Genomic DNA, 17,921 nt, shown 5'->3' with positions numbered 1-17,921 from the left:
GGGCAAGGGTCATTGCGGCCCACCTTGTGTCGCGGCGCGCCCCCGGCCGATCCCGGCAGGGCCGTGAGTGTCGGCGCCGGCGCCGCGAATGGCGCCCCGGCATAGGGATGACCATCGCAGTGCGCCCTGAACATCGCATAGTGACGCTGCATGCGGGGCAGATAGCCCGGGTCGCGCCTCAGCTCCAGTGCGAACAGCTCAAGCAGCCCCGGGGCCTGAGGGGGTTGGGGCTGCGCGGGGTCCAGATAGGGGGCGGGCTGCTTGCCGTCGCAGTCCAGGCGCAGCAGGATGGTCGCCGCTGCCGCCTCCCGGTCAGCCGCGGCGACGACGATGCAGACCCGGCGGCAATCGCAGCCTGCTTCGTCGCAGTAGTGTTCCGCCAAGGTATAGGTGTCGGCGGGCACCCCCTCATACTCGCCCGGCGCGGGCTCGACACGGCGCAGCTCGGCCTCGGCGAGCTCCGGGAAGACCTGATAGAAGTCGCTCATCGGCATGGCGTCTGACTCTCAAGTTGCGGGATCGATGGGGTTTGGCCGATAGTGTAGCCGAGCGCCGTCATTGTCATCTCGGCCGGCTCGCGGCGCGCAGCGCCGGACACCTGGGTGACACCGCCGCAGCGCTGTCACCAGAGGTCAGACTTGCCATTCACGCCGCCGATGTGCGTCAATTGGCCGCCGACGAATCATAATCCGCGGTCTGTCCAGCGACGCCGACGCACCGGGCCGCCGGGGACCGCCGCGAGGAACCGCGATGGCAATCTGGTCGAGACCACGCCTGCTGATCACTCTCCTGCCGCTCCTGCTGGTGCTCGCCGGCGCGGCCGGCACCAGGGCCGATCCGGGGTCCGCTGGCGCTGGACCGCCGGCCAAGCCGTTGCCGCGGATCGAGACCGGGATGCACACGGCCCTGATCTGGCGCATCGCCACCGATGCCGCCGGGCGCTGGGCGGTAACCGCCTCGGAGGACAAGACCGCCCGGGTCTGGGAGGTCGCGACCGGGCGGCAGGTGTTGGTGCTGCGCCCGCCCCAGGGCGAGGGTAACGAGGGCAAGCTCAATGCCGTGGCACTGTCGCCGGATGGGGCCTTGGTGGCGGTGGGGGGATATACCACGCTCGGTTCACACGGTGGGACCGCGATCTATCTGTTCGACCGCGCCGATGGCCGCCTGCGGCGCCGGCTGACGGGGCTGCCGAGCGGCATCAATCACCTCGCATTCTCACCCGACGGCCGCCGGTTGGCCGGGGCACTGGGAGGCAGGGGCGGCGTGCGGGTCTTCGATACGGGGAGTTGGGCCGAGACCGGACAGGACACGGACTACGGTGCCGCCTCCTTAAGCGCACACTTCAGCCCGGACGGCCGGCATCTGGTTACCACGAGTCTTGACGGTCAGGTGCGCCTATACGCGATGGACGGGGGCCGGCTAGGCAAGCCCAAGACCTCCCGCCCGAGTGGGGGCAAAGAGCCCTACGCCGCCCGCTTTTCTCCGGACGGGCGCCTGATCGCAGTGGGCTTCAACGACAGCACGGCGGTAGATGTCCTGGACGGTGGGACACTGGCCCAGGTCGCCCGGCCGGACACTGCCGATGTGGACAACGGCGATCTCGGCAGGGTCGCCTGGAGCGCCGACGGCCGTTATCTGCTGGCCGGGGGCGCTGGAGTGTAAACGGCAAGCGCCTGGTCCGCCGCTGGCCGGTGGGCGACTGGTCCAGCCACCGCGATCTGCCACTGAGTGGCAACACGGTGATGGACCTGGTCCCGCTCCCCGGCGGCGGTCTGCTCTTCGCCGCCCAGGACCCTACCTGGGGGGTGATCGACCCGGCCTTTCGGGTCGGCCGACGCCAGGACGGGGCCATTACCGACCTGCGCGACCAGGGGGACCAGTTGCGCCTGTCCGCGGACACCCGCCGGGTGCGCTTCGGCTTTGCATACGGCGGCAAGGACGCGCACACCTTCGACCTGGCCGGCCGCGCACTGGGTCCGGACGCCCCTGGGCTCTCCGCCGCCCGCACCAGTGCGCCCGGGTTGGCAATCCAGGGCTGGCAGGGTGGCACGAGCCCCAGCCTCAACGGCCGTGCGCTGACCCTGGACCCCTACGAGCGCTCGCGCAGCCTCGCCATCGCCCCCGACGGCCAGGGCGTCGTACTCGGCACCGAGTGGTACCTGCGCCGCTTCGACCGCAAAGGCAAGCAGGTCTGGGAACAGCCGGTCCCCGGCGCCGCCTGGGCAGTCAACTGGAGCCCCGACGGCCGCTTTATCGTGGCCGGCTACGGCGACGGCACCGTCCGCTGGCACCGCGCGAGCGACGGCCGGGAGGTCCTCGCCTTCTTCCCCCACGCCGACCGCAAGCGCTGGGTCGCCTGGACCCCGGAGGGTTTTTATACCGCCTCGGACCCCAAGGCCGAGGAGCTGATGGGCTATCACCTCAATCATGGCCGGGACCAGGCCGGCGAGTTCGTCGCCGCCCGCCAGTTGAGCGAGCGTTTTTATCTGCCCGGACTGATCGCCCGGCGGCTCGATCCGGACGGGGATGAATTGATGGCCGCGGCGGTCCAACAGGGCGGCGATGTGCGTCAGGTGCTGGCCGGACCCGAGGCCCGCCCGCCGCGGGTGGAACTGCTGTCCCCGGCGCGGGTCAGCACCGACGGCGAGGTCCAGGTGAAGGTGCGGGTCAGCTACCCGGGCGGCGGCACCGGCCGGGTGATCTACCGCATCGACGGGGTGGAGCAACAGGGTCGGGCGGTGGGCGTGTTTGCCGACGGCACCGAGAGCCAGACCTTCACCCTGCCCCAGGCGGCGCAGGCGCATGAGTCCGAGATCAGGGTGAGCGCGGTCAACGCGCGCGGGGTCGAGTCCGCGCCCGCGCGAGTGCAGGTGCAGGTGCGCCCGGGGCAGCAGGCCCGGCCGGCGCTCTGGCTGCTGGCGGTGGGCGTGTCCAATTACCGCGACGAGAACCTCAAAGCCGGGGTGCGGTTTGCCGCCGCGGACGCCCGCTCCATGGCCGACCTGTTCAAGGAGCGCGGGCCGCGTCTGTTCCGCGCCGTGACGGCGCGCGTGCTCCCCGACCGGGAGGCGAGCGGGGAGGCGATCCGCGGCGCGCTGACCAAGCTGGCCGGACAGGTCGCGCCTCAGGATGTGTTCGTGCTCTATCTGGCCGGGCACGGCGCCAGCCTGGAGCGTGACTATCACTTCATCCCGGCGGACGCGGTCTATACCACCAGCGCGGCACTGCACGAGCGCAGCCTGACCAGCGACCAGTTTCGCAAGCTCCTGGCCGCCATCCCGGCCACCAAGACGGTGGTGCTGATCGACACCTGTAGCGCCGGGGGCTTCGGCGCCCCGGCCGGGCGCGGGATCGGCGACAAGGACGCCATCGATCGATTGAGCCGGCTCACCGGCCGGGCCATGATCGCCGCCACCGCGGACGAGCGGATGGCGGTGGAGGGCGAGGGCGGCCACGGCGCCTTCACCTTTGCACTGCTCAAGGGCCTGGGCGGTGCCGCGGACCGCAACGGCAACGGGACCATTGAGGTGCGGGAACTGGCCGATTATGTGGAGGAGGAACTGCCGCGGATCACCCGCAAGCGCGGTTTTGAGCAGTACCCGTTCAGTTCGACCGAGGGCAACAGCTTTACGCTGCTGCCCAAGCCATGAGCGGGCGCCGGGGCGGGCGCCGGACGGGGCGTCAGGATCGTTCCGGCGCGGCGGGGGCGGGCGGGGCGGCGCCGCCGGCGGCAGAACCGGGCGTCTTCTTCAAGATCGAGAAGATCGCCGCGTTCGGCTTTGAACTTGGTCCGATCGAGTTCCGCCGGCCGCGGCATTTCTGGCGGGCACTGGGTCTAACCCTGGTGCCGAGCGCCGTCGTCATGGGGGGCCTCTATTTCGTATTTCTGCACCACCCCATGGAGAGTGCCCGTGCCGCGCTGCGTATTGCCCGTTACGACACCGCGCTCACCAGGCTGAAGGCCATCCCGGATTGGCTCTCAGGCTGGCCGGGGCTCGACTCACTGCGCGAGAAGGCCCAGCTGGGCGATCACTTGAATACCCCGCCGCAGGACTGGTCGACCCTGGGGCAGCGGTTGCACGAGCTGAGCGCCCAGGCGCCCGCCGATGCCGACCTGCTGGTGTTGGAGGCCGCCCTGGCCATCAAGGGGGGTGACTTCAGCGGGGCGGGCAAGTCCCTGGAGACCGCCGTGACCGCCGATCCGGCGAATGCCCAGGCGTGGTTTCTGCTCGGCTTGGTCCACGATTTGACGGGCGAGGACGGGGACGCCATCGCCGCCTATCGACGCGCGGTGGACCTGGCCCCTCAGTCGCCGCAGTACCGCAGCAATCTGGCGCGCACCCTGCTGGATGGGGGCGCGGCCGACGCGGCGATCGAGCAGTACCGGCAGATCAGCCAGTTCCCGCTCGCCCGCATCGAGCAGGCGCTGGCGCATTGGGCCCGCGGCGAGTGGGGCGAGGCGGCCGAGGCGCAGCGGGCGGCGCTCGCCATGCTCGACGACGCCAAGCTGATGGACAACCCGGCCAATCGGCTCGGGTGGCGCTTTGAGCTGCGCGATCAGGCGCCCCCGAACAACGGGGTGCAACTGGCGAGCCTGGCCGACAAGCGCTGCTATGCCCTGCTGGGTCAGGCCGTTTCCCGCCGGCTGGCGGGCAAGCCCTGGGTGCTGCCCAAGTGCGGTAGCCAGGAGGTCGCCCCCTTGGCGATCCGCCGGCTGGTGGCGGACGATCTGTGCCGTTTCGTGGATCATTACCAGCCCGCACTGAAGCCCGCCGCCAGCGCGCTGCGGCGGGCCCTGGATCAGCCCGTTTGTGCCCCACCTCCCGCAGCGGGTGCGCGTAGCGCGGGGCGTTTGACACAGGGGTGACGCCTTGCTGCGACTAGGATCTGCTTTTCCGGCGGCTCCCCGCGGCGGCGAAGTTGGGTTAGCGGTCGGCTTCCGGTCCGATCAGGTCCGTGAGACTCGCGGCGTCGAAGATGCCGTCGAGCCAGGCGTCGAGTTGGGTGATAGGCGCAGCGTCGATGCGTCGCTCTCCCCAAGCGGGCAGGGCACCGAATCGGCGCGTCAACTGGCGTTTGAGGGTGCCGACCTTGCCCGCGGTCTCACCCTCGGTCTTGCCCTCGGTTTTGCCCTCAATCTTGCCCTCAATCTTTCCCTCGGCAAAGATCGACTGATAGGCCCGCGTTTCCTGGATGGGAGTCACCAGATTCAACATCGACCAGATCTCCTTCGCGGTGAGCCCGCGAAATCGCTCGAAAAACCAAAACTCCAGCACCTGGCTGAGCACGTCGCGTACCGCGAGTGGTGCCGTCTGAACCGTCCGCCACAGCGCCGGGGCGCGCGCCTGCAACTCCGCGTCATCCTCAATCATCAGGGGTGCGAAGACCGCCACGAACGGGTTCTCCGGCTCGCGCGCCAACCAGTCGGGCAGGATGCGATCCAGGGCCACGCCCGTCACCAGTGAGCGCGCATCGCCGACCCCACTGGGGTAGCGTGGGGTGTCTTGCTCGCGCAGCAAGGCCAGGACCCCGACCACGTCGCGCTCCGGATGCTGCTCGCCGTAGAGTCCGATCTTGGTCAGCAGGTTATACCAGGCCGCAGGCGCGGGCTGGCCGAGAAATTCGACCACATAGACCGGTCCGGGGTGCCCCTCGGGCTCGAATATCCCGTCCAGCCGCCGTTCCAGTCCTTTGATGGTGAGGGAACAGAACCGGTACTCGCCCGCCAGGCTCAGGCCTCCGGTCAGCACCCGGAAGGCCTCCGCGCAGGCGGACAGGAACAGGTAGATGGGATGGTCGGTCTTCATCTGGTCTATCGTACCCATAGGATACGGGTTCGGCAAAGCCCAGTGCCGGTCGCCCTGAAGGGCGACCTAAACCTGCCGCTGGCCTTAACCATGATGCCCTTGATCATCGTCCCGGCCATCGGCGCTCCCGGCGCAGAGCGCCTGACACAGGCGTGACACCGCACAGCGGTGTCACGAGAGCGGGGGGCGGTGGCCGGGATAATGATCAAGGCCGGTGTGGCTGATGAACGACCTCGAACGATTGCACGGCGCTGACCTCGTCAGGTACCGGCTGCCGCTTCCGACCCCGCACCAGCACAAAGAACAGCGGCACGAACAAGACCCCCAGCGAGGTACCGGCGATCACCCCGCCGATCACGCCGGTGCCGATCGCGTTCTGGCCACCCGATCCGGCGCCGCTGCTCAGAGCGAGCGGCAGCACGCCCAGGCCGAAGGCCAGTGAGGTCATCACGATCGGGCGCAACCGCATCCGCGCCGCTGCCAGTGCCGCGCCGATGGCATCCTGCCCCTGTTCCTGGAGGGTCTTGGCGAACTCGACGATCAGGATGGCATTTTTTGCCGCCAGCCCGATGGTGGCGAGCAGCCCGACCTGGAAATAGATGTCACTGGGCAGCCCGAGACTCAGGGCCGCGACCACCGCGCCCAGCACCCCCAGGGGCACCACCAGCATGACCGAGAAGGGCACCGACCAACTCTCATAGAGGGCGGCCAGGGCCAGGAAGACCGCCAGTGCGGACAGGGCATAGAGTGCCGGGGCCTGGGCACCGGCGGCGCGTTCCTCGAATGACAGGCCGGTCCACTCCATGCCGATCCCGGCGGGCAGCTTGGCGACCAGACCCTCGACGATGGCCATGGCGGCGCCGGAGCTGATGCCGGGCGCGGCCTGCCCCATGATCTCCGCCGATGGCAGGCCGTTATAACGCTCCAGGCGCGGCGAACCATAGACCCAGCGGGTGTTCGCAAAGGCGGAGAAGGGCACCATGTTGCCCTGGTCGTTCTTCACATACCAGGCGTTGAGGTCTTCCGGCACCATGCGGTTCGGGGCATCGGCCTGCATATAGACCTTCTTGACCCGCCCCTCATGGACGAAGTCGTCGACATAGGCACTGCCCCAGGCGATCGACAAGGCGCTGTTGATCGCGGCCAGCGACAGGCCCAGTGCACCAGCCTTGGTGCGGTCCACCTCGACCTGATACTGGGGTTCGTCCGCGCGGCCATTGGGTCGCACGGCCATCAGCGCGGGATTGCCGGCGGCCATGCCGAGCAACTGACCGCGCGCGGCCATCAGTGCGTCATGACCCAGGTTGCCGCGATCCTGAAGCTGCAGGTCCCAGCCCGAGCCGGTACCCAGCTCGATGACCGCCGGCGGCGGGAAGGCAAAGACCTGGGCATCGCGGATCCCTGAGAAGGCCTTCATGGCCCGTCCGGCGATGGCCTTGACTTGCAGGTCAGGGCGCTTGCGCTGGTCCCAATCCTTCAGTCGTACGAAGCCGATGGCCATGTTCTGTCCGCGTCCGGCAAAGCTGAAGCCGGCGACCGTGATGAGTTCCTGCACCGCCTCGGACTCGGTTTCAAGGTAATGACGCTCGATCTGTTTCAGCACCTCCAGGGTGCGCTCGCGGGTCGCCCCGGTGGGCAGCATGACCGAGTTGATCAGGATGCCCTGGTCCTCGTCCGGCAGGAAGGCGGTCGGCATCCGCACATAGAGCACGCCCAGCGCCACCACCAGCAAGGCATAGACCGCCAAGAACAGCCGGCGCCGTTTCAACATGCCGCCGACACCCTTCCCATAGAGCTCGACGCTGCGCGCGAAGGTGCGATTGAACCAGCCGAAGAAGCCGCGTTCGCGCACGTGATCGGTGGAGCGCAGGAGGGTCGCGGTGAGCGCCGGCGTCAGGATCAGCGCGACCGTGACCGAGAGCAGCATGGCGGAGACGATGGTGACCGAGAACTGGCGGTAGATCACGCCGGTGGAACCGCCGAAAAAGGCCATCGGGACGAAGACCGCGGACAGCACCAGCGCGATGCCGATCAGTGCGCTGGTAATCTGATCCATGGAGCGGCGGGTGGCCTCCTTGGGCGGCAGGCCGTCCTCGTGCATCACCCGCTCGACGTTCTCGACCACCACGATCGCGTCATCCACCAGCAGACCGATGGCGAGCACCATCGCGAACAGGGTGAGTGTATTGATGGAGTAGCCGAAGGCCGCCAGCACGCCGAAGGTGCCGAGCAATACCACCGGTACCGCGATTGTCGGGATCAGGGTGGCGCGGAAGTTTTGCAGGAACAGATACATGACCAGGAAGACCAGGACCACCGCCTCGCCCAGGGTCTTGATCACCTCGCCGATGGAGATACGCACAAAGGGCGTGGTGTCGTAGGGGAAGACGGCCTCCATCCCGGCCGGGAAAAAGGCCGAGAGTTCCGCGATCTTTTTCTTAACGGCCGTCGCGGTCTCCAGTGCATTGGCCCCGGTGGCCAGACGAATCGCGAGTCCCACGTCGGGCTTGCCGTTGTGGCGTCCGATGACCTCGTATTGCTCGCTGCCAAGCTCCACGCGCGCCACGTCGCGCAGGTAGACGGTGGCGCCGTCGGCTTGCGTGCGCAGCCGGATGGCGCCGAAGGCATCCGGGCTGGCCAGCCGGCTCTGGACATTGACGGTGGCATTGATCTGCTGACCCGGCACGGCGGGGATGGCGCCGAGTTGGCCCGCGGAGATCTGGGCGTTTTCCGCCTTGATGGACGCCGCCACGTCGGCCGGTGTGAGCCCGAACTGGTTGAGTCGGTTCGGGTCCAACCAGATGCGCATGGCGTACTGGGAGCCGAACAGGGTCATTTCGCCCACGCCGGCGACGCGACTGATGGGGTCCTTGACCAGGCTGGACACATAGTCGCCGAGATCGCCGTTCGTCAGGCGCCCGTCCTTGGACACGAATGCCACCACCATCAGAAAGTTACGCACCGACTTGGCCACCTGGAGGCCCTGCTGGCGCACCTCGGCCGGTAACAGTGCCGTGGCCAGTTGCAGTTTGTTCTGGACCTGCATCTGGGCGGTATCGGGATTGGTCCCGTTATTGAACGTCAGCGTGATGCTCGCCACCCCGTTGGATTCGCTGGTGGATGACATATAGCGCAGGCCGTCGAGTCCGTTCATCTGCTGTTCGATGACCTGGGTCACCGAGTCCTCCAGCGTCTGGGCCGAAGCCCCGGGATAGGTCGCCGTGATGGCGATGGCGGGAGGGGCGATGCTCGGATACTGGGAAACCGGCAGGCTCAGGATCGACAGGACCCCCGCCAGCATGATGACGAGGGCGATGACCCAGGCGAAGACCGGGCGATCGATGAAAAAGCGGCCCATGGTGGCGTGTGCTCCGGCTGGCTCAGGGTTTTTTTGCGGTCGCCGGGGCGGCGGGTCCGGGTTGGGCGCTCAGGTCTATGGCCACGGCGTTTGCCTTGTCCCCGGGCTTGACCTTCTGGGTCCCTTCCGCGATGAGCCGATCACCGGGATTCAAACCGCTGTCGATCAGCCACAGGTTGCCTTGCGCGCGGTCGACGGTGAGGGCCCGGCTCTCCACGCGGTCGTCCGCGGTCAGCACCAGGGCGGTCGGCTGGCCAAGCCGGTTGCGGCTCACGGCCTGCTGGGGGACCAGGATCGCGTCGGGGCGCACCCCTTCCTCCACCCGGGCGCGGACAAACATCCCCGGCAACAGGACATGGTCCGGATTCGCAAAGGAGGCGCGCAGGGTCACCGCGCCGGTGCCGCGGTCCACCGTCACCTCGGAGAATTCCAGGCGGCCGATCTGGTTAAAGGTGCTGCCGTCCTCCAGCGTCAGGGTCACCTTGGCCTGCTTGCCGTCCGGGCGTTGCAGGCGGCCGTCTTCCAGGGCGCGCCGCAATTGCAGCAGCTGGCTGTTGGATTGGGTGAGGTCCACATAGATCGGGTCGAGCTGCTGGACGGTGGCGAGCGCCATCGCCTGATTGGCCGTCACCAGCGCCCCTTGAGTGACCATCGAGCGGCCGATGCGCCCGGCGATGGGGGAGGTGACCCGGGTGAATTCCAGGTTGATGCGGGCGGTCTCCACGGCCGCCTCATCGACCGCCACACTGGCTATGGCCTGTTTGAGTGCGGCCTCGGTGTCGTCGTAATCCTCCTGGCTGACCGACTTGGACTTGACGAGATTGGTGTAGCGCTCCGCCTTGATGCGGGCCCGATCCAGCGTGGCCCGCGAGCGGCTCAGGGTGGCCTTGGCGCTGTCGTACGCGGCCTGATAGAGCGCCGGGTCAATGCGATAGAGCACCTGGTTGACGGTGATCGCGGCACCCTCCTGGAAGCTGCGTTCCTGGATGATGCCGCCGACCTGCGGGCGTACCTCGGCGATCCGGTAGGGCGAGGTGCGCCCGGCCAGTTCGGTGGTCAGGGTGGCCGCGCGCGGCGCGACCGTGACGATCCCGACCTGCGGCGGCGCCCCGGGTGGGCCGCCGGCAGGGGAGGGGGCGGGCCGGCCGCATCCGGCCAACAACAGGATTGCGGTCATGATCGAGACCGGCAAGGCAAGGCGACGCAACATGGGACTCTCTCGTGCAGCGCGAAAAACTATCTCGCAAGACAGATACTATTGCCAAATTGGCTTCCAGGCAACATAATTCCGGAATTGCCCAGTCGTTAGCCCAAGGAGCTGCCTGCATGCCGGATGATCCGCGCGACGTTGTTGCCATGCACCGTATGTATTGGCCGGAGACCTTCGATGCCCGAGTGATGCCGTTTGTCGTGGCGCTCCACCGTGCGCGCGACAAGCACATGAAGAGCGCCGAGGCCCTGAGCGCCCGCTATGGGCTCAGCCCGGCGGAGTTGGACGTGCTCGCGACGCTACGCCGCTCGCCCCCGCCCTGGGTACTGACCCCCTCGGTGCTCCAGCGATCCGTGTTTATCACCTCCGGGGGCCTGGCCAAGATTCTGCAGCAACTGGAGGCCAAGGGGCTGGTCGAGCGCCTGACCGATAGCGCCGATCGGCGGGTCAAGCCCGTGCAGCTGACGGCGGCGGCGCAGCCTATCGTCGCGGCCGCCATCGGCGAGGTGGTCACCATCACCGACGCGTGGGTCAGTGCCGCGCTGAGCGATGCGGAGATCGAGCAGGCAACGGCGATCCTGCGCAAACTCGTGGATGCCTGAAAGACGCTCCGGTGATAATATCTATCTCGCGAGACAGTTTGTCGCGTTGCAAGAGGCATCCCTATGGTTCGTCGAGTTGCCTTGCCGGTCTCAGTTGCGACTGGGACGCCATGTCCATTGACATTGAGCCCGGTCGCGCGCGTCGCCTATACTGCCCGGCTTAACGGTCGACGGACCCCGCCGCCCCCTGTACCAGGACTCTTGTGATGCGGAAACTGCGCCCTTCTCTGATCGCCACCCTTGTGGTTGCGCCCGCCCTCATGATCCCGTGTGCGGGGCGCGCCGACGACCTGATCCAGATCTACGACCTGGCGGTGCAGAGCGATCCAACGCTGCGCGAGGCGGAGCAAAAGCTCTTTGCCACCATGGAGACCCGGCCCCAGGCCATCGCCCCCATGCTGCCTAATGTCGGACTGCAGGGGACCGTCGACTACACTAATCTTAAGAGTAGTTCGACGACCCAATTCGGGACTATGAACATTAGGGATAATTACAGTACCCAGAGCGGCAAGGCGGTGGTGACTCAGTCGGTCTACAACCGCGCCAACTGGATGACGCTCAAGCAGTCCGAGACCGTGATCGCCCAGGCCGAGGCGCAGTTTCGCAGCGCCGAAATCGATCTGATGGTGCGCACCACGCAGGCCTACTTCGACGTGCTGAAGGCGTCCGACGCGGTCACCGTGCAGGAGGCCCTGGTGCGGGCGGACGAGCGCCAGTTGGAACAGTCCAAGCAGCGGTTCGAGGTGGGGCTGGTGGCCATCACCGACGTCAATGACAGCCAGGCGGCCTCCGACAAATCCAAGGCCGGTCTGATCCTCGCCAAGACCACCTTGGACAATGCCTGGGAGGCCTTGCGGGTGATCGTGGGACCCATCCATCTGCCCCTGGCCCGGCTTGGCGACAAGCTGCCGCTGAGTCCGCCGCAGCCCAACCAGATCACAACCTGGGCCGACAGTGCCCAGCGCAACAATTTCTCGATCATCGCCGCCGTCGACGCGGCGGCCTCCGCCAAGACCAACATCGAGATCCAGAAGTCCGGGTACTATCCCACGGTCGGGCTCCAGGCGAGCGTTGGCAGTGTCCGCTCTGGGGCCATATACAACACTGACTCGGATACCGGCACCATTGCCCTGACCCTGACGGTGCCGATCTATCAGGGCGGGGCGGTGGCCTCCCGTACCCGTCAGGCGGGGTACAACTTTCGGGCCGCCCAGGACCAACTGGATGCAACCCGCCGCAAGGTGGACCAGCAGGTCAAGGATGCGTTCCGCGGCATCAACTCCAGCATTGAGGATGTGAAGGCCCGCCAGGCGGCCGTGAAATCGGCGCGCTCCTCGCTCGAATCCACTCAGGCGGGTCTGGAGGTCGGCACCCGTACCCAGGTGGACGTGCTCAACGCCCAACGCAGCCTGTTCCAGGCCGAGTTCGACTATCTCGCCTCCCGTTACACCTATATTATCAATGGGGTCAAGCTCCATCAGGCCACGAGCACCCTGAACCGTGACGTTCTGGGCAAGGGTAACGCCTGGCTGAACCCAGCCGATAAGGTGATGCCGCCGGCCTATTAGGACGCTCAAAATGTCTGGTAACAGCTTCGGCAAGCTCTTCGTGGTCACCGGGTTCGGTGAAAGTCACGGCCCGGCGATCGGCGGGATCGTTGACGGCTGCCCGCCGGGGCTAGCGCTGTGCGCGGCGGACCTGCAGCGCGATCTGGACCGGCGCAAGCCCGGTAAGTCGCGCCATACCACCCAGCGGCGCGAATCCGACCAGGTGGAGATTCTCTCCGGTGTCTTCGAGGGCGAGACCACCGGCGCGCCCATTGGGCTGCTGATCCGCAACGAGGACCAGCGCTCCAAGGACTATTCGGAGATCGCCGACCGTTACCGTCCCGGCCACGCGGACTACACCTACGACCAAAAGTATGGCCGGCGCGACTACCGCGGCGGCGGGCGCTCCTCGGCGCGCGAGACCGCGGTGCGGGTGGCCGCCGGGGCCATCGCCAAGAAATACCTGTTCGAGCGCTGCGGTGTCCTAGTGCGCGGTTACCTCTCGCAGCTCGGCCCGATCCGCCCCCGCGGCTTCGACTGGGCGGAGGTGGAGCGCAACCCCTTTTTCTGCCCCTGTGCGCAGACGGTGCCCGAGCTGGAGGCCTACATGGACGACCTGCGCAAGGAGGGTAACTCCATCGGCGCGGCCGTGACCGTGATCGCCAGCGGCATGCCGGCCGGGATCGGCGAGCCCATTTTCGACCGGTTGGACGCGGACCTGGCGCACGCGCTGATGAGTATCAACGCGGTCAAGGGGGTAGAGATCGGGGCCGGTTTTGACTGCATCGAGCAGAAGGGGACCGAGCACCGCGACGAACTGACCCCGGCGGGTTTCCTGTCCAACCACGCGGGGGGTATCCTGGGCGGGATCTCCACTGGGCAGGACATCCGCGCCCGTATCGCGCTCAAGCCCACCTCCAGCCTGCGGCTGCCGGGGCGCACCATCGACACGCATGGCCAGGCGACGCAGGTCGTCACCACCGGCCGCCATGACCCCTGTGTCGGCATCCGTGCCACCCCCATCGCCGAGGCGATGGTGGCGATCGTCCTGCTGGACCATTGGCTGCGCCAGCGCGCCCAGAACGGCGATGTGATCCCACCGACCCCGCCGATCCCGGCCGCGGCGCCCCGCTGAACCGCGGCGCATTGGCCGTCGGCCCCCGGGCGACGCTGCCCTATTGGCGGCTCTCGGCCTGCTACCTCTTCTATTTCGCTGCCCTCGGTGCCCTGGTCCCCTATTGGGGCCTGTATCTCCAATCCCGCGGGTTCGACGCACTGGCCGTCGGCCAGTTGATGGCGATCCTGGGGGCGACCAAGATCGTCGCACCGCTGCTGTGGGGGCACTGGGTGGACCGCACCGGCCGGCGCATGCCACTGGTGCGCCTCGCCGCCCTGGGCACCGTGCTGGTCTTCGGTACTGTCTTTGTCGCCGACGGCTTCTGGACCATGGCGGCGGCGATGACGCTCTTCAGCTTCTTCTGGAACGCCTCGCTACCGCTGGTGGAGGCGGTGACCTTCAATCACCTGGGGTCGCGGCCGGCGCACTATGCCCGTGTGCGGGTCTGGGGATCGGTGGGCTTCATCCTGGTGGTGGGGACCCTGGGGTTGCATCTGGAGAGTGCGCCGCTGGCGATCGTACCGGTGTGGGTCCTGACCCTCTATCTGGCGAACTGGCTCAGCACCCTGCTGGTCCCCGACAGCCCACCGGTCCAGGCGGCGGGTCCGGCCCCGACGCTGCGCGGACTGCTGCGGCGCCCCGAGGTCATCGCGCTGCTCGGCGCCTGCTTTCTCATGCAGTTGGGGCACGGCATCTATTACGCCTTCTATTCCATCCACCTCAAGGAGGCCGGCTATTCGACCGGGTTGGTGGGAGGGCTGTGGGTCTTCGGGGTAGTGGCGGAGGTGTTGGTGTTCCTGGTGATGCACCGGCTGCTCATCCATTTCGGGGCGCGGCGGGTGCTGCTCTGGAGCCTGGGTCTGGGGGCGCTGCGCTGGCTGCTGATCGGCGCCTTTGTTGCGTCCTTGCCGATCCAGATCGTCGCGCAGAGTCTGCACGCGGCCAGCTTCGGCACCTTCCATGTCGCCGCAATCCATCTGATCCACCATTATTTTCCCGGTCGCACCCAGGGGCGGGGCCAGGCCCTCTATAACAGCCTGAGCTTTGGTGCCGGCGGGGCGGCGGGGAGCCTGATCGGCGGGGTCCTCTGGGTGACGCCGGGCCCCTTGGCCGCCTTCGGTGTGGGGGCGTTTGCCGCGCTGCTGGGACTCTGGGCGGTTTGGCGCTGGGTGGATCTCGGGCGGCGATATTGATCGTCATGGAGTCTTGTGCCCAATGTGCGGCTGGCGCCTGGCTCAAGCCCCGGTGACGCCTGACAGCGACAAACCGGTCGCCATACTGATGCACAAGAAACCTTTGCATTTGCCAAGAAACGGGGTCTACAATCGCGATCATGCCGCATATTTGATCGTTTTCGGGAACAGAAACGGCAGAAATGGGGCCCGGTTCAATTGGGTCTGACCAGGAAAGACCAAAAAAGAGTTAATTGCGCCTAGTCAATTGAGCCCCTGTTCACTGCAATGATCATCGACACCCAGACGGCTATTCTGTTTCTCGGATTCGGCCAGCTTATTTTTGGGTTTCTGCTCATACTGTATCAGCGCGGGCAGGGGCCGTCGCAGCGGATTCCGTACTGGGCCGCGGCCAAGATTATGCAAGGCATCGGCTCGCTACTGCTCTGCGGACGGGGCTCAATCCCGGATTTTTGGAGCATGGCGGTGGCCAACAGTTGCTTGTTGGGGGGCTTTGCCTATGAATGTTGGGCGATTTTTCGCATCACTGGACGCCCCGTCAGCCGCACACTGCACCTCTCGTGCCTTGCAGTCATCATCCTGATGGCGGCCGCTTTCCCCTTTTTGTCGGTGACCCAGCGGATCATCGCGGCGTCCGTGGTAGACACGATCTTTTTCGCCTTACCTGGATGGGCGTTTCTGAAACAGCAGGGTACGCGCTCGGCGTTGGCCAGCTATCTTGGGTGGAGTTACCTGGCGATAGCTGCGGTCTTTGCCGGCCGCATGTTATGGGCCTCACTGCCATCCGAGAACCCGACGATCTTCACCTCGTCGCTGGTGCATCAGGTGCTCCACGTGGCAGTCTATTATATGCTGCTGGCCGGCGGTTTCGGTATCCTGCTGCTGGCCAGGGAAAGGGCCGATCATGAACTTCGCGCCAGTGAGGCGCGCTTCCGCAGTTACTTTGAGCTGCCGCTGATCGGTATTACCATCACCTCGCCGGACAAAGGCTGGCTGGATGTCAATGCGAAGCTGTGCGACCTGCTGGGCTACACCAAAGACGAATTGCTGTCGATGACCTGGACGGATCTCACGCATCCCGATGATTTGGCCGTCGATCTGGCACAGTTTGAGCGCGTCATGGCGGGCGAGATCGAGCGCTACAATCTGGAGAAGCGCTTTATCTGTAAAGACGGTCACACGGTCTTTACCGAACTCGCCCTACAGTGTGTGCGTCACCCCGATCGATCGGTACACTATGTTGTGGCCCTGTTGGAGGATATCACCGAACGCAAACGTCTCGAGGAACAGTTGCAGCAACAAGCCGCCATGGACGGGCTGACCGGCGTCGTCAACCGGCGGCGGTTCATCGAACTGGCGACCAGCGAAATCAAACGGGCCATTCGGCTTGACCACCCGCTGGGCCTCTCGATCATGGATCTTGATCATTTTAAGTCCATCAACGATACCCATGGACATACCGTCGGCGATCAGGCCCTGATCGCCGTGACCCGCATCTGCCAGGAACATATCCGCGACATTGACGTGCTGGCGCGATTTGGCGGCGATGAGTTTCTGGTGCTGTTCCCGGAAGCGACGCCAGCGCAGGTGCAGGGGATCATGGAGCGGGTCCGCTTGGCGTTGACCGCGCAACCGGTTGACTTGAAAGGCCAGCCGGTGTCGCTGACCATCAGTGTCGGGATCGCGGGCCTGGCGGGTGAGTCCATGTCGCTGGATGCGCTCCTCGAGCAGGCGGATCAGGCGCTCTACCAGGCGAAAGAAGCAGGACGCAACCGTGTCGTGACCCTCAGTCCATAACAGGCTTGTCGGGGGCTGCCTTTGGCAGGTGGACCGGGACCACCCCAAAACCGGATTTGGAATTTCGGGGATCGGTTAAGACAAAGCAAAAGCAATCATGCCCATCAGTGATCAGACCGATCGGTGTTCCGAACGGCGGCCTCGGTCATGCTTCCGGCCACCGAGCTAGCCGCGAAGTCGTTGGTCCGCACAGCGGACCCTAAGGAACTGTGGGTCTTTGGGGTGGTGTCGGAGGTGCTGGTGTCCCTGGTGATGCACCGCTTGCTCATTCATTTCTGGGCGGGCGGCGGGCAGTCTGATCGGCGGGGTCCTCTGGGTGACGCCGGGTCCCTTCGCCGCCTTCGGCGTGGGGGCGGTCTGTGCGCTCATCGGGCTCTGGGCGGTGTGGCGGTGGGTGGACCTCGGGCGGCGATATTGAGATGCAAACAAACCCCTTACATTTGCCAGAAAACCGGACTTAAGATCTCCCGTATGCCGTTTGGGTGATCGTTTCCTGGTACGGGAAAGGGGCGCATCGTGTCGGGGTCGACTTATGCAAATCGGTCGGCGTGTTGGAACACCTGACCTTCAGGGTGAATATGTCTATTGAGACGGAAACAATTGGCTTGTCAGGAGAATACGCCGTCGCAGCCGAACTTTGCCGGCGCGGCGTAACCGTCGGGCGCAACGCAAAGTGGGAGGTTCAGCATTACACCATGAACGATTGGTCCTCATGTCCTGCCGTCGAGCGCGACCCGCAAAAGGTTAGTGGCGCGTGGGTTTTCCGTGGTACGCGCGTACCGGTCTCCGCCCTGTTTGAAAACCTTGAGGACGGGGCGCAATTGTCTGATTTCGTTGCGTGGTTTCCTGGGGTCACAGTCCAGCAGGCGCGTGCCGTGCTGGAGCACGCTGCGCGTACGTTAGAGGCGGCGTAGTGCGCGTACTTTTCGATCAAGGCACACCTGCACCGCTACGCAATCATCTGCCGATCATCAGGTTTCCACCGCGTACGAGTTGGGCTGGAGCAACCTGACGAACGGAGAACTGTTGCAGCAGGCAGAGCATCATGGCTTTGATGTCTTGGTCACCACCGATCAAAACCTCCGCTATCAGCAGAATCTGGCAGAGCGCAGGGTTGCCATTGTTGTGCTGAGCACAACCAGTTGCGGACGCCAAACCATACTGTCGTCGGGTGGCGCCCCAGATCACCGACAGCTTTTCGGTGACGGCGTGAAGCGCCGCTGGTCCTTCACGAAAACCAAGTAGGGTGCGACCAACCCGAAGCCCTGAACCGCCCGCGGTCAGGCCCAC

14 protein-coding genes are annotated in these 17,921 nt (G+C 66.1%); 9 read left to right on the top strand and 5 right to left on the bottom strand.

What is annotated here, in order from left to right; all coding sequences use genetic code 11:
* Window positions 1-494: hypothetical protein (locus tag QZY44_RS20085; protein ID WP_295450768.1), on the bottom strand; the 494-nt coding region annotated here is incomplete at its 3' end.
* 256 nt (window positions 495-750) lie between these two features.
* On the opposite strand from QZY44_RS20085, the gene QZY44_RS20080 reads away from it, so the two are divergent.
* The 3 genes from QZY44_RS20080 to QZY44_RS20070 all read left to right on the top strand — a co-directional run bounded on the left by QZY44_RS20080 (window position 751) and on the right by QZY44_RS20070 (window position 4,867).
* Window positions 751-1,662, top strand: a complete 912-nt coding sequence (locus QZY44_RS20080; protein WP_295450762.1) for a hypothetical protein — start codon at window positions 751-753, stop codon at window positions 1,660-1,662.
* Window positions 1,663-1,742: 80 nt separating this feature from the next.
* On the top strand, window positions 1,743-3,650 hold the full coding sequence (locus QZY44_RS20075; RefSeq protein WP_295450760.1) for a caspase family protein: 1,908 nt from the start codon (window positions 1,743-1,745) through the stop codon (window positions 3,648-3,650).
* The gene (locus QZY44_RS20070) at window positions 3,647-4,867 is read left to right on the top strand and encodes a tetratricopeptide repeat protein (protein WP_295450758.1); all 1,221 of its coding nucleotides are present in this window, start codon (window positions 3,647-3,649) and stop codon (window positions 4,865-4,867) included. Before QZY44_RS20075 ends, QZY44_RS20070 begins: the two co-directional genes overlap by 4 nt.
* A 58-nt stretch (window positions 4,868-4,925) precedes the next feature.
* Here the strand turns inward: QZY44_RS20070 and QZY44_RS20065 are convergent, their stop codons facing one another.
* The 3 genes from QZY44_RS20065 to QZY44_RS20055 all read right to left on the bottom strand — a co-directional run bounded on the left by QZY44_RS20065 (window position 4,926) and on the right by QZY44_RS20055 (window position 10,375).
* Window positions 4,926-5,807 (bottom strand): DUF2887 domain-containing protein, encoded by an 882-nt coding sequence (locus tag QZY44_RS20065; RefSeq protein WP_295450757.1) that lies wholly within the window; start codon window positions 5,805-5,807, stop codon window positions 4,926-4,928.
* A gap of 205 nt (window positions 5,808-6,012) precedes the next feature.
* Window positions 6,013-9,165: an efflux RND transporter permease subunit gene (locus QZY44_RS20060; RefSeq protein ID WP_295450755.1), complete on the bottom strand. Its 3,153-nt coding sequence runs from the start codon at window positions 9,163-9,165 to the stop codon at window positions 6,013-6,015.
* 22 nt (window positions 9,166-9,187) lie between these two features.
* A complete protein-coding gene (locus QZY44_RS20055; protein WP_295450753.1) occupies window positions 9,188-10,375 on the bottom strand; it encodes an efflux RND transporter periplasmic adaptor subunit in 1,188 nt (395 codons plus the stop codon).
* A gap of 116 nt (window positions 10,376-10,491) precedes the next feature.
* On the opposite strand from QZY44_RS20055, the gene QZY44_RS20050 reads away from it, so the two are divergent.
* The 6 genes from QZY44_RS20050 (at window position 10,492) to QZY44_RS20025 (ending at window position 17,545) form a co-directional block, all read left to right on the top strand.
* On the top strand, window positions 10,492-10,977 hold the full coding sequence (locus tag QZY44_RS20050) for a MarR family transcriptional regulator (protein WP_295450751.1): 486 nt from the start codon (window positions 10,492-10,494) through the stop codon (window positions 10,975-10,977).
* 260 nt (window positions 10,978-11,237) lie between these two features.
* Entirely contained in the window at window positions 11,238-12,545 is a 1,308-nt protein-coding gene (locus QZY44_RS20045; RefSeq protein ID WP_295450746.1) for a TolC family outer membrane protein, read from the top strand.
* Between the two features lie 10 nt (window positions 12,546-12,555).
* Complete coding sequence (gene aroC, locus QZY44_RS20040; protein WP_295450740.1) at window positions 12,556-13,659, top strand: chorismate synthase; 1,104 nt, start codon at window positions 12,556-12,558, stop codon at window positions 13,657-13,659.
* Between the two features lie 35 nt (window positions 13,660-13,694).
* On the top strand, window positions 13,695-14,834 hold the full coding sequence (locus QZY44_RS20035) for an MFS transporter (protein WP_295450770.1): 1,140 nt from the start codon (window positions 13,695-13,697) through the stop codon (window positions 14,832-14,834).
* A gap of 267 nt (window positions 14,835-15,101) precedes the next feature.
* Window positions 15,102-16,631 carry a sensor domain-containing diguanylate cyclase gene (locus tag QZY44_RS20030; protein ID WP_295450737.1) on the top strand — a complete coding sequence of 510 codons (1,530 nt, stop codon included), beginning with the start codon at window positions 15,102-15,104 and terminating at the stop codon, window positions 16,629-16,631.
* A gap of 551 nt (window positions 16,632-17,182) precedes the next feature.
* Window positions 17,183-17,545, top strand: a complete 363-nt coding sequence (locus QZY44_RS20025; RefSeq protein ID WP_295450734.1) for a DUF433 domain-containing protein — start codon at window positions 17,183-17,185, stop codon at window positions 17,543-17,545.
* A gap of 43 nt (window positions 17,546-17,588) precedes the next feature.
* Here QZY44_RS20025 and QZY44_RS20020 read toward each other — a convergent pair whose 3' ends face one another.
* A complete protein-coding gene (locus QZY44_RS20020) occupies window positions 17,589-17,921 on the bottom strand; it encodes a hypothetical protein (RefSeq protein WP_295450725.1) in 333 nt (110 codons plus the stop codon).

The organism is uncultured Thiodictyon sp. (assembly GCA_903837595.1).
GTDB lineage: Bacteria > Pseudomonadota > Gammaproteobacteria > Chromatiales > Chromatiaceae > Thiodictyon.
This window is presented reverse-complemented; position numbering and strand designations above follow the sequence as displayed.